The organism is uncultured Streptococcus sp. (assembly GCF_915066115.1).
Taxonomy (GTDB): domain Bacteria; phylum Bacillota; class Bacilli; order Lactobacillales; family Streptococcaceae; genus Streptococcus.
Genome location: NZ_CAJZDT010000034.1, coordinates 1 through 14,547, shown reverse-complemented (window position 1 = coordinate 14,547; position 14,547 = coordinate 1). Strand labels below are relative to the sequence as shown.

General features: G+C 41.0%; 15 protein-coding genes. All 15 read right to left on the bottom strand.

All coding sequences use genetic code 11. The features are described 5' to 3' along the window. On the bottom strand, positions 1-827 hold an 827-nt coding region (locus tag QZ565_RS03890; RefSeq protein ID WP_295525898.1), incomplete at its 3' end, for a phosphoenolpyruvate carboxylase. A gap of 24 nt (positions 828-851) precedes the next feature. Beyond that, positions 852-2,075: an FtsW/RodA/SpoVE family cell cycle protein gene (locus tag QZ565_RS03885; protein WP_295525895.1), complete on the bottom strand. Its 1,224-nt coding sequence runs from the start codon at positions 2,073-2,075 to the stop codon at positions 852-854. A gap of 160 nt (positions 2,076-2,235) precedes the next feature. Beyond that, positions 2,236-3,174 (bottom strand): peptidylprolyl isomerase PrsA, encoded by a 939-nt coding sequence (gene prsA / locus QZ565_RS03880; RefSeq protein ID WP_295525892.1) that lies wholly within the window; start codon positions 3,172-3,174, stop codon positions 2,236-2,238. A 65-nt stretch (positions 3,175-3,239) separates the two neighbouring features. Continuing rightward, complete coding sequence (locus tag QZ565_RS03875) at positions 3,240-3,953, bottom strand: O-methyltransferase (protein ID WP_295525890.1); 714 nt, start codon at positions 3,951-3,953, stop codon at positions 3,240-3,242. A gap of 1 nt (position 3,954) precedes the next feature. Continuing rightward, positions 3,955-5,757 (bottom strand): oligoendopeptidase F, encoded by a 1,803-nt coding sequence (pepF, locus tag QZ565_RS03870; protein ID WP_295525887.1) that lies wholly within the window; start codon positions 5,755-5,757, stop codon positions 3,955-3,957. An 18-nt stretch (positions 5,758-5,775) separates the two neighbouring features. Continuing rightward, positions 5,776-6,729, bottom strand: coding sequence for a competence protein CoiA family protein (locus tag QZ565_RS03865; RefSeq protein WP_295525884.1), 954 nt, complete (start codon positions 6,727-6,729; stop codon positions 5,776-5,778). Positions 6,730-6,801: 72 nt separating this feature from the next. Continuing rightward, a complete protein-coding gene (gene tehB, locus QZ565_RS03860; RefSeq protein ID WP_295525881.1) occupies positions 6,802-7,662 on the bottom strand; it encodes an SAM-dependent methyltransferase TehB in 861 nt (286 codons plus the stop codon). Positions 7,663-7,676: 14 nt separating this feature from the next. Further along, entirely contained in the window at positions 7,677-8,144 is a 468-nt protein-coding gene (gene smpB, locus QZ565_RS03855) for an SsrA-binding protein SmpB (RefSeq protein ID WP_001051742.1), read from the bottom strand. Then, the gene (gene rnr / locus QZ565_RS03850) at positions 8,107-10,461 is read right to left on the bottom strand and encodes a ribonuclease R (RefSeq protein WP_295525877.1); all 2,355 of its coding nucleotides are present in this window, start codon (positions 10,459-10,461) and stop codon (positions 8,107-8,109) included. Before rnr ends, smpB begins: the two co-directional genes overlap by 38 nt. Positions 10,462-10,561: 100 nt before the next feature. Then, complete coding sequence (gene secG, locus QZ565_RS03845; protein ID WP_000282517.1) at positions 10,562-10,795, bottom strand: preprotein translocase subunit SecG; 234 nt, start codon at positions 10,793-10,795, stop codon at positions 10,562-10,564. A gap of 39 nt (positions 10,796-10,834) precedes the next feature. After that, positions 10,835-10,984, bottom strand: coding sequence for a 50S ribosomal protein L33 (gene rpmG, locus QZ565_RS03840; RefSeq protein WP_001809104.1), 150 nt, complete (start codon positions 10,982-10,984; stop codon positions 10,835-10,837). Beyond that, complete coding sequence (locus QZ565_RS03835) at positions 10,984-12,183, bottom strand: multidrug efflux MFS transporter (protein ID WP_268707304.1); 1,200 nt, start codon at positions 12,181-12,183, stop codon at positions 10,984-10,986. Before QZ565_RS03835 ends, rpmG begins: the two co-directional genes overlap by 1 nt. Further along, positions 12,170-12,775: a dephospho-CoA kinase gene (coaE, locus tag QZ565_RS03830; protein WP_295525871.1), complete on the bottom strand. Its 606-nt coding sequence runs from the start codon at positions 12,773-12,775 to the stop codon at positions 12,170-12,172. The genes QZ565_RS03835 and coaE overlap by 14 nt, the downstream gene beginning before the upstream one ends. After that, entirely contained in the window at positions 12,775-13,599 is an 825-nt protein-coding gene (gene mutM / locus QZ565_RS03825; RefSeq protein WP_049515193.1) for a DNA-formamidopyrimidine glycosylase, read from the bottom strand. Before mutM ends, coaE begins: the two co-directional genes overlap by 1 nt. Positions 13,600-13,647: 48 nt before the next feature. Next, positions 13,648-14,547 carry a GTPase Era gene (gene era, locus QZ565_RS03820; RefSeq protein ID WP_295525866.1) on the bottom strand — a complete coding sequence of 300 codons (900 nt, stop codon included), beginning with the start codon at positions 14,545-14,547 and terminating at the stop codon, positions 13,648-13,650.

Sequence of the window (14,547 nt, the reverse complement as noted above, 5' to 3'; positions counted from 1 at the left end):
TAGTTCATGATGACTTCACACTGGGTCATGGCAGATTTCTTCAAAGTATCTGCTGTAACAAAGGGATTCCCATCACGGTCTCCACCAATCCACATTCCCATGGTAATTGGTTTTGGATGTTTCAACTCCAAGCCATGTTTTTTAGCCAGACGTTTGTACTCAGCAGTCAAATGAGGAACTGCCTTCAGGAATGAACTATTGTAGTATTCCATAACATTCGTGATTTCATTGGTTACTTTCAATTTCTTTTCACGAATCATGTCTGTTTGCATGATAATCTCAATGTAACGACGGAGATCATTATGCCATTTTTCCTTATTAATCAAGCCTAACTTCACATCACGGTACTTACGCAAAAGTGTATGGATATGGTTTGTCAAATCCAACATACTCTTACGTTGTACTTGTGTTGGATGGGCAGTCAAAACAGGGACAACATTCAAGTGTTCTAGAATTTCAACCGCATTTTCTTTTTCTGCAACCATTTTGATAGTTGCTGACAATTTACCAAGATAATCTTGATCGATATTATTTTGGTGGTTGATTTCATAGGCCAAATCAACGTCTTCTGAGATATTAATCAAGAGGGGCAAGATAGAGAAATAACGTGAAATATATGCCATTTCATCATTTGTCAGACTAGTAACCAATTGGTTCAAGCCTTGATAATCTTCTTGAGTTGATAATTCTTTCAACTCCATGATTTTTTCAAAAGTCTCTGGGGCAAGCATATTTTTAGTGATATCTTCTAACAATTCTGTTAAAATCAATACTTCTTCTTGCACGACAGCTTTATTACTATAGTTTTCTAATTTTTGAAGAGACATAGGTAATCCTTTCCACTCTCAGCTCTACATATAGTTTGATGAGTGAGCTTCTAACTCCTCATACAATTGGGCACGTTTTTCACTTGCATCAATATTTAAGACAAAGGCGATGGCTACAGACAAGACCAGAAGACTATTCCCTCCTTGTGATAAGAAGGGGAAGGTTACTCCTGTCGAAGGAATAATGCCAGAAATTCCACCGATATTGACAAATACCTGTACCAGCATCATCCCCCCAACCCCAATAGCCATCATGGAATTAAAGGGATTCTTAGCACGAATACCGACTAGGATAATTCGTAAAATCAGGAAAAAGACAAGGGCTAAAATCAAGCTGGCTCCCACAAATCCAAACTCTTCAATAACAATTGAAAATACAAAGTCTGTATGGGCCTCTGGTAAATAACCACGTTTTTCGATTGAATTTCCTAAGCCTAGACCAAACCACCCACCATTTACCATGGCAAAGTAGGAATTTGCAAGTTGGTGGCCTGACCCTGCCAAATCGGCAAAGGGATTAAAGTAGGCACTGAAACGCTTAGCAACGTAACCAAATACTGGAACTTTTGAAAACTTATCAACCCCGATCATAGAGATAGCTGATAAGGATAGGGCTGAAACTCCAAATAATACACCGATAAAGACTATAAACCAACGATGAGCAATTCCACTAACTGTATACATAATCAAGGCGACAAGAACTAGGATGGTAGCATTCCCCAAATCTGGGAAAATAGCTAAACTTCCTATCATTACTAGTAGGACGAAGCGCCAATCATTAAAAGCACGAGGAATCCATTGATTTTGAGTTAAAACTTGAAAATCGTAAATCCCAATTTCATCCTGTTGTTTTGAAAAACGTTGGGCCAAGTACCAGACGATGATAATCTTCAAATACTCTGCTGGCTGAATGGTCAAAGGTCCTACTGAAATCCAACCATAGGCTCCATTGACTGGCGTACCAATTATCCGAGCCAGAGCTAAAAGAATCAGCTCAACAAACATAACAATAAATAAGAGTCGTTCTTTTCTTAAAAAATTCAGTTTCAGCTTATATATCAAGGCAATCAATATTAAACTAAGTATCCAAAACATTCCCTGACTTCGAACCAATTGGAGGGCACTTTTACCTTCTTCGATAAGAATGGCACTGGTTGTAGAATAAACTACAATCAAGCCCAAAATAGATAAAAGCAAGTAAGGAACTAGAATAGAATAGTTTAACAGGTGCCTCTTACTAATCTTCATAGTATCACCAATCTAATGAGAACAAAAGAAATTATTCCCAAATTCCGTTTATTTTCTAGTTTTGATTGCTATTATACCATTTTTTCCGAAAGAAAAAAACTCTTACCCTCAAGATAGAAGATTTTCTCATAAGAAAAAGAGCACTTGGCTCTTTTCTGTTTTATTCTTTTGAAGAACTGCTTGAGCTTGAATCTCCACCACCGATGTATTGAGTAAAGATATTTTGGAAGGCTTGGTCTTTAACCTTGATGTTGGCTGCTTGCAATTCTTTTCCGATAATGCTTTGAACAAATGATGCGTCATTTTGTTTTTGAGTCAAGATAACAGTTTTCAATTTTTCTTTGTAGTCATCGATATTAGATGACTTTTCTGTTTTCTTAATGAGTTTTACAATGTAATATTGACTGCTGTATGCTTGAGTACCAGTAGCTGTAATGACATCAGAAATACCATTAACATCCAAGGCAAAAGCTGCTTTCTTAACTTGATCTGGTACCTCTGTTGAAGCTGAATCAAAAGTAATTTCACCACCGTTCGCTTTGGTTTTCTCATCAGTTGAGTTATCTTTAGCTAATTGAGCGAAATCTGCGCCACTTGCCTTGGCTTTTTCGAGGACTTCTTTCGCTTTATCCTCATTATCAAGACGAATAATTTGAGCAGTTACGTCCGGAGTATAGCTCTCAAATGCTTTCTTATATGCTTCATCAGTTAATTCAGCTTCTGCAGCCTTTTTAACTGCAAATTCAACTAATTTACTTGTACGAATTTGTGCTTTACGTGTTTCAAGAGTCATACCTGATTGTGATAAGACACGTTGGTAATTCTCACCATATTGTTTTTCTTCTCCAGAAATGATATCATCGATTTCTTTGTCATCTACTTCTGAGCCATATTGCTTCTCAAATACTTTTTGAATAGTCAAGTTCAACAAGACTTGTTGGGCTGAAGGATTGATTTTTACTTGCTCATAAAATTGATGTTCTGTGATGACATCCCCTTTCATGCTGATAAGGTCTGCTCCTTCTGAACCTTTAGAACAAGCTGCTAAAGTTGCTACTGATAATAGTGTAATGGCACCTGCCAATAATTTTTTTTTCATGTCTACTCCTTTGAGATAAGTATTACCCTATCTATTTTACTATATTTTCTTAAATTTTTCTGAAATCATTCGCTGTCAGGCAATTGAACATCTGCTACATTTTTACGAAGCATGAGAATGCCGTCACCCAGAGGTACTAATGTTGCGGTGAGTCCTGGATTGTCTAATGTTGCGTCAAATAGTCTTTGAAGGCCTCGATAAATGGTTCGCTGACCACGACGGACTTCCATAATGTCCTTGGCAACATCACCACCTTGAAAAATATCATCCAAGACAACCACACCACCGACTTCCAAATGTTTGAGGATTTCTGGCAGAAAGACGATGTATTTAGACTTGGCAGAATCCATAAAGACGAAATCATAAGACTCTGTCAAGGTAGATAAGACATCTACCGCATCTCCTTCTATAAGCGTGATTTGCTTACGACTGTCAAACTGGGCAAAATTTTCCTTGGCAAAACCAATCATTTCTGGATTTCGGTCAATGGTTGTAATCTTGGCATTTGGTGCATGTTCTGCCATCAAGAGGGCTGAAAACCCGATAGCTGTCCCAATTTCCAGAATGTTTTTAGGTTGCATTGTTTCCATGAGAAAACGGAAATAAGCAACCGTTTCATGAGGAATGATGGGAATATTTTCCTTGCGAGCAAAGTCTTCCAATTCTTTCAAAGAGCCTGTAACTTGCTTTTGACGCTGGCGCATCAAGTCTACAATTTCTTCTTTGACAACAGGACGACGCATGTTATGGTTGGCATTTTTACTATACGATTCAACCATTTTATGCCAATCCCAATTTTTCAACAAGAGCTTCAAACTCATTTAAACGGCGTTCAAAGACTGCAAAGGCATCGTTGAGGTAGTCTTCCTTCTCCATATCAACACCAGCTTTTCTCATGACATTGAGTGGATAATCAGACTTCCCTGCCTTGAGGTAGTCGATATAACGGTCACGGTCTTCTTGACTACCATGAACAATCTTTTCAGCCAAGGCTGAGGCTGCTGCAAAACCTGTTGAATATTGATATACATAGTAGTTATAGTAGAAGTGTGGAATGCGTGCCCACTCGTATTGGATTTCAGGATTATCTTCCTTGCTCAATCCATAATACTCTTGGTTCAAGTCTGCGTAGAGTTTATTTAGGAAATCACTTGTCAAGACTTCCCCATTTTGATCCGCTTGGTGGATAGCGTGTTCAAACTCAGCAAATTGAGTTTGGCGGAAGACTGTTCCACGGAAACCATCTAGGAAGTTATTGAGGATAGCAAAGCGCGTTGCGTCATCTTCCACTTCTTCCAACAATTTCTCCGTCAAGATATTTTCGTTTGTTGTTGAAGCAATCTCAGCCAAGAAGATAGAATAATCTCCGTAAACATAAGGCTGCGTTTCACGAGTATAGCTTGAGTGCATACTGTGACCTGTTTCATGGACAAGGGTAAAGAGATTGTCTAGATTGTCCTGCCAGTTAAGAAGCATAAAGGCATTTGTATCGTAAGAACCACCAGAGTAGGCACCTGAACGCTTACCTTGGTTTTCGTAAACATCAATCCAACGCTCACTGAAGGCACGTTTAACACGGCTCAAATAATCTTCACCCAAGACTGCCAAGGCATCTTCTGCCTTTTTCAAGGCTTCTTGGTAGGTAAAACTGTATTCAACAGACGAAAGCGGTGTGTAGACATCGTACATCTTGAGGTCTGAAATCCCCAAAATCTTTGAACGAAGCTCTAGGTAACGATGCAAGAGTGGCAAATGCTTGCGAACTGCTGCTACCAAATTGTCATAAACACTCTCTGGAACAAAATTGGCCGCTAGGGCTGCATGACGAGCACTCTTGTAGTTGCGAACTTTTGCTCGGTAGTTTTGCACCTTAACATTGGTTTGCAAGGTTTTAGCATAGGTGTGTTGGAATTGTTGATAAGTCGCATAAAGGGCTTGATAGGCACCACAGCGAACCTCACGATTTTTAGACTCCATCAAACGTGTGTAAGTTCCATGAGATAGCTGAACTTCCTTACCATCATCGCCAAGAACATAAGGGAAAACAATATCCGCATTGTCCAAGATAGCGAAGGTTTCACTTGCCGAACCAAAGATTTCTCCAGCTCCAGCCAATAGTTCTTCTTCACGTTGTGACAAAACGTGGTCTTTTCCTTGTAAAAGTTTGTCAAAATAGTGTTGATAAACCTGCAATTTTGGTTGAGCCTCTAAAAAGTCAGCATACTGCTTTTCACTAATTTCCATAAATTCAGGCTCATAGAATGAAAAGGCTTGGTCCAGCTGGCTGTATAGAGTAATTGCCTTGGCATAGTACTCTTGATACTTGGCTTCACGAGTGTCCTGATCATTTTTCATATGAGCATAAACGTAAAGCTTCTCCATTTGGCGTTCCATCTCAAGAGAAAATTCAGTGATTTCAAGTAGGCTATCCGCACTATCCAAGAGATGGCCTTCATACTGGGCTACTGTCTCCAATTTTTCTGTTAACTCTTTTAAGGCTTCTTCCCAAGCTTTGTCAGTTGGGTAAATCGTTGATAGATCCCATGTATCTTTTTCATTTATTTCATGTCTTTGTAATACCATTAGATTCCTCCATCCTTTCTATTCTACCATATTTTTCAAGAAATATTGCTGATAAAAGGCTGGTGGGTAAAGCTTTTGCCAATCATTTTGAGGATTTTTTTGGTAATAGGTTTGAAAATACTGATAATAGCGAGTCAAATCTTGCTCAATTTGGCAAAAATCACCTACTAGTGGTCGAATTTGTGGATACCATTCTTTTAAGCCATAAGTCAGGAGATTTTCTCCCTTCTGATAGGCTTCTGCTTGTTCTTTCATCCAAAAAGGATTTTGATAAAACAGTTGTTTCCGGATATAGCAACAGATGGCCTTGTCCTGAGAAACTGTAAAATAAGAGATTTTTTGTTTCTTATAGGGGAAACGCAATATTTCCAATAAACTAGCTTGACCATAGGGAAACTCTTTGATTTGATAATGGAGTTTCCCGCGGAGGTCTTGATGAATCAGGTATTTGAGTCTTAAAACTTGTTTTTCTTTGTCTAATTCCCAAACATAAAAGCCCATGTTTTGACTGAAATAAAGAAAACCTTCTTGCAGACGGGTCAAACGCTCCTTGAGCCAAAGTTTTTCCCCCAGCAACCATAGTACTTGGTAACCCTGACTACGATAGCCCTCACTGCGCTCTTTAAGAAGTTTTTGTGGTAAGGTGCTACACTGAACCTCTAAAGCTAGATTGCCATTTACAAATACATCCGCAATCTGTTTAAGCTCTGGAAGGGGGTATTCTAATTGAACATCTGACTCTTTTTTCAACCACTGATAGAGAGATTCCTTATTGGCTAAGTGTTCTGGACTTTCATTTTCAAAGGAATATTCACAGTCTTTTAAGGATTTATGGGCAAAATGGGTCCGTACACTTGAACCTTGACGCAAACGGAGCTGACCTCCACAAGCCGGGCAGGTGTATGCTTGCTTCTCAAGCTTATCCTCTAATACATTTACCAACTCTCCCCTAGCATCTCTCGCAACAAACATGATTTCCCTCCTTTTCTATATTATTCGTAAAAAAGAAAAAAGATCAGAAAAATTCCTAATCTTCATGTGTGTTTATTTGATTTTCTTAGCTAGCATGGTCGCAAAGCGTAGTTGAATACGATTTCCATTCTCATCGCGACGGTGCAGATGTCCTGGATTTTCATTGTACTTAACCAATTCCCAGTCCTTGTAATAGTCTGCCAGTTCTCCTTCTTTAAATGTGAATGGGAAGTTCACTGAGCAAGGATAATCCTCCGTGTCCATGGCACAAACGATTAGATTGTAACCACCAACACTGGTTTTCTCCTGCATGTTTTTAATGATATCTGGAATCCGGTCCGCTTGCAGAAACATGAGAACAACCGTCGAAACGATAAAATCATACTCTTTCCCAATGCTGGCTGAATTGATATCGTAAAGACCAACAGGCATGTCTAGGTCCTCTTGCTCCACAATGCTTTGCAAGATTTCAAGGGCCAATTCATTTTGATCTACAGCTGTCACATCAAAGCCTTGCTGGGCTAAAAAGAGGGAATTACGCCCCTGACCACAGCCCAAATCCAAGGCTTTACCCGGTTTCACCGTTTGCATAGCCTCTAGAACTTCTGAATGAACAGGATTAGTATTATATTTCTTAGGGAAATAATCCTCAGGTTTACAATAAAATTCCAAGTACCATTCCACATCGTCTGTGGCAGCCTCCACTCGGTGCCAGGCTTGAGGTTGCGCCATGGGATTGTCTGCACCTGCTTTAAAGAGGTGTTCAGCTAGAACCTCACCATCTTCAGTCAACTCAATAAACTTGAGAGCTCCTTTTACAACAGTAATCTTTCCCCAAGTCCCGACCTTGGTATTGTGTTTCTGCTGGACAGCTTCAGGCATTGTTTGTTTATTCCACAGTGGCATACGTTTATAGGCAACTAGTTTTTCCATTTTCATTCCTCTTTTTATCGCTGGTTGACAGCTTTCATGACACGCGCGATATCGCGGTTTTGTTCACGACGTTTGATAGACTCTCTCTTATCATAGTCATGTTTCCCTTTAGCAAGTCCTAAAAGGAGTTTAGCGTAGCCATCTTTGATATAGACCTTAAGAGGAACCAGCGTCATTCCTGTTCCTTTAGTCTCTTGTTCCAATTTTTGGATTTGCTTCTTATGGAGTAGGAGTTTGCGGCGACGTTCTGGTTCCTGGTTCCAGATATTGCCCTCTTCGTAAGGCGCGATATGAACATTACTCAACCAGACTTCCCCATTTTTTACTTGGGCAAAGCCGTCCTTAAGATTGATTCGAGCTGCTCGAACGCTCTTGATTTCAGTTCCAGTCAGGACCATTCCTGCCTCTAGCGTATCTACGATTGTATAGTCGTGGTGCGCCTTTTTATTTTGTGCGACGACCTTTCCCTCGCCCTTTGCCATGCTTGGCTCCTTTCTTAGCTACTTCCTTATAAAAAGGTTTCTTGCCTTTTTTCTTCTTGTCTTTTTGTGAATGCTTGCGTTTATCATTTGAGCGACCTGATTTTCTCTTGTCTTCCTTCTTATCTGAACGACGACTTGAACCACGCCCTCTATCATTGTGACTAAACTGTTTCAAGCCTTTTTCAATCACATCAAATTCACTTGGAATGTAAGAGAAATCAATCTCACCCGTCATCTTGTCAGCTCTTTCAACCCGAATACGAATCTGCTGACCTACACGGAAGGTTGTTCCTGACTTTTCCCCACGAAGGGTTAAATCACGTTCATTAAAATGATAAAATTCAGGTAAATTAGTGATATGAATCAAGCCTTCAACCGTGTTTGGCAATTCAACAAAGAGACCAAATTTGACGATGCTAGACACAACCGCATCGTACTCTTCACCCACGTATTCTTCCATGTACTCAGCCTTTTTCATAGCTTCGACTTCACGCTCAGCCTCAATAGCACGACGTTCACGGTTGGAAGACTGGGTCGCAATCTCTGGAATCACTTGTTCAAAATGCTCTGCTATTTCCTTAGAACGGCCATAATCACGAATCATTCGATGAACAAGAAGGTCTGGATAACGACGAATCGGACTAGTAAAGTGAGTATAATAGTCAGCCGCTAATCCATAATGGCCGTGATTGTGCTCCGAATAGCGGGCCTGTTGCATGGAACGGAGAAGCATCATGGACAATACATCTGCATAAGGTTCTCCCTCAACAGTACGCATGATGTCTTGAAGTGCCTCCTGGCTAATCTCACTAGCAGTCCCATAAATGCGCAATCCAAAACTTGAAGCATAATCAATAAACTTCTGAACCTTTTCAGCCTTAGGCTCCTCGTGAATTCGATAGATGAAAGGCAAATCCAACTTGCTGAAATGCTCGGCAACTGTTTCGTTGGCCATCAACATAAAGGACTCAATCATGCGCTCGGCAACACCACGCTGACGAAGAACGATATCAACAGGCTTACCTTGTTTATCCACTAAAATCTTGGCTTCATTGGTGTCGAAATTGAGGGCTCCACGTTTCACACGCATGTTTTCTAAAATTTCATGGAGCTTGGCCATGAGTTCGATACTTGGAACAATTTTCTGATATTCTTGTCTCTTCTCCTCGTCGCCAGCTAGGATATCATTGACATCGCTATAGGTCATACGAAAACTGGTCTTGATAACTGTTTGTGTGATGGTGTAGTTGACCACACGACCATGTTTATCAATCTCCATAATGGCAGACTGGGTCAAGCGATCAACTTGAGGATTGAGAGAGCAGATGCCATTTGACAAACGCTCTGGAAGCATTGGCACCACTCGGTCTGTCACATAGACAGAAGTCGCACGGTTAAGGGCTTCCTTATCAAGGGCAGAACCCTCAGTCACATAGTAGGAAACGTCTGCGATGTGAACACCTAGCTCCAGATTGCCATTTTTCAATTCCTTGATATGTACCGCATCGTCCAAGTCCTTGGCATCAGCACCGTCAATAGTAAAGGTAATCTCATCTCTTAAATCCAAACGACCTTCCATATCCTTTTGAGACGGAACATCCGGCACACTTTCAGCTTCCTTGACAACAGCATCTGGAAACTCTGATATAATGTCCATAGACTCCAAAATCTCAAGGACATCAATTCCGACATCCGTTGAATGCCCCACCACATCGAGAACACTCGCAACAAAGAAATCATGTTTCTTGCTTGGGTATTTATCGATAAAGACCTTGAGAACTTCGGTTCCCTCGAGTTTAAGGGCTGGTTTCTTAACATAGATGGGTTGACTGATTTTCTGGTTTTTCGAACGGATGTAACCCGCATACTTAGGTTTTTCCTGATCCAGAACGATTTGTCCAACAACGGTTGTCAAACTGTGTTCTAGGATATCAATAATTTTTGCTTCCGCTGCTGTTCCCTTGTTACGGTCAGCGACTTTTTTGATGACGACCTCAACGGTATCACCATCAATAGCGTAGTTAACATCGTTCTTTCCTACAAAAAGGTCGTCCTCTTCCCCTTCCAGACTAACAAAACCAAAGCCATTTTTATGGGCATGAAAAATCCCCTTGAGGGTAATCTCATGTTTTTTCTTAACTTCCAAGGTCAGACTGCCATCTTCTTCAAAGCGTATCTGGTGCTTTCTTTCCATTAGGGACAAGGTTTTAATCAACTCACGAAAATCCTTGGAACCGTCTTTTCCCAAAGCCTGAGCCAGGTCATTAACAGTCACCTTTCCCTTGTCTTGTAAATATTCTTTTATTCTATCTTTCATATTTTCTTTCTAGATTTTTTATTTTCTTTTACTGTAAAACCTTCTCAAACATCCTTTAAAAATAAAAAGAGGCAAAGACCTAGTCCTGCCCATTATTTTCTTATCTACTTGATAATACCGTCAATGCTAAGGCAATGGCTAGCCAGAAAAAGACTAAAATCCCTGTCAAACGCTGCATTACAGCTTCAAAACCGCGTGCTTTACTGCGTTCAAACAAATCACCTGAGCTGGCATCAAATACATTGCTGGATTGGTTTTTGGTTGGTTGCATGAAAATCGCAATCACAATCACAACAGATAATACTAATAAAATGGTTAATAATAGGTTATACATATCAAACTCCTTAAAATCCCTATTATTTTACCATAAAATCTACTTAGATTCAAGATGTAGGGTTACTTTTCTTTCCTTGGGACAATACTTTAAAACCTCAATCTTGTCTGGATGGGTTTTTGAATTTTTACTAGTTAGGTAATTGATACTGCCACAAGAGGAGCATTTGAGATTAATTTTTACTCGCACTAGATTTCCTTTACTTTTAATAATGTTCGAAATTGAAGCAGGTTAAAGAGACAACTAAAGGCAACACAAAGGCTTGTCGCATAAAAGACTGCATGGTAGCCAAATTGACCTGCTACTGCAGAACCTGCCATAGGCCCAACGACACCTCCCAGATAAAAGAATACCTGATTGAAGGCAAAGACCCTCGAAATACCAGCTTTGGGCGTTATCTTGCTGAGAAGGGCATTAACTCCGGGAATCAAGGCACCGGTTCCCAATCCAAAGAGGAAACGATAGAGGCCTAGTTGAAGGGGGCTAGAAGCATTAGCACAGAGAAGATAGATGATAACTGAATAAAACTGGGCTACAACCAAGAGACGATGATTGCCCACCTTGTCACCTAACTTGCCCATGACTCCTGCACTTATCATGCTGGAAAAGCCCATACTGGACACAATCAAACCAGAGACAAAAAGAAGATTCTCTGTTTGGCCTAATTCGCGTACATACAGAGCTAAGATAGGGCCGATTGATTGGGCTGAAAATTGGATGACAAAACTGGTCAGAAAGAGGTTGACCAAGAGATAGGGATATTTAACTGATGTAAATAATTCCTTTGTTGGGATGGCCTTTTCCTTGGCTACTGGTTGAAACTCTTCCTTGATAAAGCAAATAGTCAAAATAGCAGCTAAAAACAGAAAACTACCAACCAGTAAGAAAACCGTACGAATTCCAAATAATTCTGCGATAAAGCCACCAATAAAGGGACCAGTTAGAGTACCTGCAACTACACCTGTAGACAAAGTGCCTAAGGCAGAGCCTGATTTCTCCTTGGGAACCTGACTGGCTATCAAGGCTGTGGCATTAGGAACAAATCCCGCAAATACACCATTTAGTAAACGAAGAAAAATCAACCAATAGATATTTGGCACAAAGGCCAAACCTCCCATAGTGATAGTCATGGCAAGGCCAGCCCGAATCATCATGGGCTTTCGACCGTATTTGTCAGCAAGGATGCCCCAGATAGGAGAGAAAAGTGCTGCAGAAATGGCAGAGACAGAAATAGCTAAACCTGCATAAAAAGCAGCTTGATCACTTCCTACACCTAGATTTTCCACAAAGATGGGCATAAAAGGCACAACCAAAGAAATACTGGCTCCTGTCAGAAAATTACCAAACCAGGCAATGCGCAGATTATCCTTCCAGTTAATCTCTGTCATCTTCGCTACCTCCCTCAAGCAGGGAGAACACCTGAGTAAGAAGCTGGTCCTGATTGCCATTGTTGTTTAAAACATGGCTGGCCAAATCTTTCTTTTTCTCTAAAGGCCACTGGGCTGCCAGACGAAACTCGGCTTCATCTTTGGACAAGCGGTCCCTTTTCATTAAGCGTTCCACTTGGATATCTCGGTCCACATAGACCAACCAAGTCTCATCAAACCAAGAGGCATAGTCTTGTTCAAAAAGCAAGGGAATATCCATGAAGAAAATCTCTTCTGTCTGAGCCAACTGGTCTCTCAACGTAGCTAGTTCCTCACGGATAATCTCTCCTTGAGTTATCCTAGACCATTCTCGCTCTTCAGGATTTGAAAAGATAAGACTAGCTAGGATAGGGCGATTGAGTTCTCCGTTTTCTAATATAATTTCTTGCCCAAAGTGCTGTACTAGAGCCTCAAACAGACGACCACCAGGTTTCTGTAGTTGGTGGACGACTGCGTCGGCATCCACTACTTGAAAGCCTTGCTTTCTTAGAAAATTTGTCACGGTTGACTTACCAGAGGCAATTCCCCCAGTGATTCCGATGATTTTTCCCATCAGCCCCTCCTTTGGCACTGAGGACAAAAGTGAGTTCCACGTCCGCCTAGTTGGATTTTCTCAATGATGGTGCCACAACGTGAACATTCTTGACCAGCCTTGTCATAGACTTGATGAAAATCCTGCATGGTCCCATCTTCCCCAAAGGCATTGGTATAAGTTCGGATGGTGGAACCACCTTTTTCAACAGCCTGTCCCAATACAGCAATGGTCTGGTCATGAATGGCAGTCGCTTCTGCTACTGTCAAAGTCTGGGAAGGTCTAGCTGGATGAAGCTGAGCTCGCCAGAGAACCTCATCCACATAGATATTGCCTAGTCCAGCTACCAAGGTCTGGTCTAGGAGATGGGATTTGATAGGCTTTTTGGACTTGGCAAGGGCAGCTTGAAAGTTCTGCAAATCAAAGTCTTGTTCGCTTGGTTCAGGCCCTAGTTTTTTAGAAATAAAGTAGGCTTCCAAAAGGTCAGGCGCCAAGAGTTCCATAGTACCAAACTTGCGTACATCCTCATAAACAAGCGTGCCACCATCTTCAAACTGAAAGAAAACATGGGCATGCTTGCGTTCAGGTACTTTGTCTGGATAGTAAAAATACTTGCCCTCCATCCGCAAATGGGAAATCAAGACCTTGTCTGTCAGGTAGAAAAGTAAATATTTACCACGACGTCCCATTGACTCAACAACTTGACCAGGCACTTCCTTTCGAAACTCGTCCAAATCCGTCTTAATCATCTTGGGATAGCGAATTTCTACACTCGAAATCTTCTTTCCCAAAATCAATTTTTCCAAACCACGTCGAACGGTTTCAACCTCAGGTAATTCCGGCATAAGTCCTCCTTCTGTAAAAACAAGAAGCAGGCATGAGCCCACCTCTACTTAGTATTCTTTTTCATTATAGCCAAAGTCAGCCAAATCTAGCTTTTTATCTCGCCAGTTTTTCTTGACCTTGACCCAGGTTTCTAGGAAGACCTTGTCTCCTAGCATGAGTTCGATATCACGACGGGCCATGCTACCAATTTTCTTAAGCATAGCGCCACCTTTACCGATGATAATCCCTTTTTGGCTATCGCGCTCGACCATGATGGTTGCACGGATATGAACCTTGTCTGTCTCTTCATCTCGTTTCATAGAATCCACTACTACTGCAACAGAATGCGGAATCTCTTCACGAGTTAGGTGCAAGACTTTCTCGCGAACCATTTCTGAAACCAAGAATCGTTCTGGATGGTCTGTGATTTGATCAGACGGGAAATATTGGAAACCTTCATCTAGATTTTCACTCAAAATATCCACTAGACGAGAGACGTTATTTCCCTGAAGAGCTGAGATTGGAACAATTTCCTTGAAGTCCATCTGATTTCGGAAGTCATCAATCTGAGATAAAAGCTGGTCTGGGTGAACCTTATCAATCTTGTTCACCACCAGAATAACAGGAACCTTAGCAGCCTTGAGACGCTCGATAATCATATCGTCGCCCTTACCACGCGCCTCATCAGCAGGTACCATAAAAAGGACGGTATCCACTTCACGAAGGGTACTATAGGCAGATTCGACCATGAAATCTCCGAGAGCTGTTTTAGGTTTGTGAATCCCTGGTGTGTCGATAAAGACAATTTGCTCCTTATCAGTCGTGTAAATTCCCATGATTTTGTTGCGCGTTGTCTGCGCCTTGTCACTCATGATGGCAATCTTTTGCCCCATGACATGATTTAAAAAAGTTGACTTCCCAACATTGGGACGTCCTAAAATGGCTAACAAGCCTGATTTAAAACGCAC

Coding starts and splice junctions, on each gene's coding strand:
- QZ565_RS03875 (WP_295525890.1), bottom strand. CDS start 3,953: ATGGTTGAATCGTATAGTAAAAATGCCAACCATAACATGCGTCGTCCT.
- QZ565_RS03865 (WP_295525884.1), bottom strand. CDS start 6,729: ATGTTTGTTGCGAGAGATGCTAGGGGAGAGTTGGTAAATGTATTAGAG.
- tehB (WP_295525881.1), bottom strand. CDS start 7,662: ATGGAAAAACTAGTTGCCTATAAACGTATGCCACTGTGGAATAAACAA.
- pepF (WP_295525887.1), bottom strand. CDS start 5,757: ATGGTATTACAAAGACATGAAATAAATGAAAAAGATACATGGGATCTA.
- rnr (WP_295525877.1), bottom strand. CDS start 10,461: ATGAAAGATAGAATAAAAGAATATTTACAAGACAAGGGAAAGGTGACT.
- mutM (WP_049515193.1), bottom strand. CDS start 13,599: ATGCCGGAATTACCTGAGGTTGAAACCGTTCGACGTGGTTTGGAAAAA.
- secG (WP_000282517.1), bottom strand. CDS start 10,795: ATGTATAACCTATTATTAACCATTTTATTAGTATTATCTGTTGTGATT.
- QZ565_RS03835 (WP_268707304.1), bottom strand. CDS start 12,183: ATGACAGAGATTAACTGGAAGGATAATCTGCGCATTGCCTGGTTTGGT.
- coaE (WP_295525871.1), bottom strand. CDS start 12,775: ATGGGAAAAATCATCGGAATCACTGGGGGAATTGCCTCTGGTAAGTCA.
- QZ565_RS03885 (WP_295525895.1), bottom strand. CDS start 2,075: ATGAAGATTAGTAAGAGGCACCTGTTAAACTATTCTATTCTAGTTCCT.
- prsA (WP_295525892.1), bottom strand. CDS start 3,174: ATGAAAAAAAAATTATTGGCAGGTGCCATTACACTATTATCAGTAGCA.
- smpB (WP_001051742.1), bottom strand. CDS start 8,144: ATGGCAAAGGGCGAGGGAAAGGTCGTCGCACAAAATAAAAAGGCGCAC.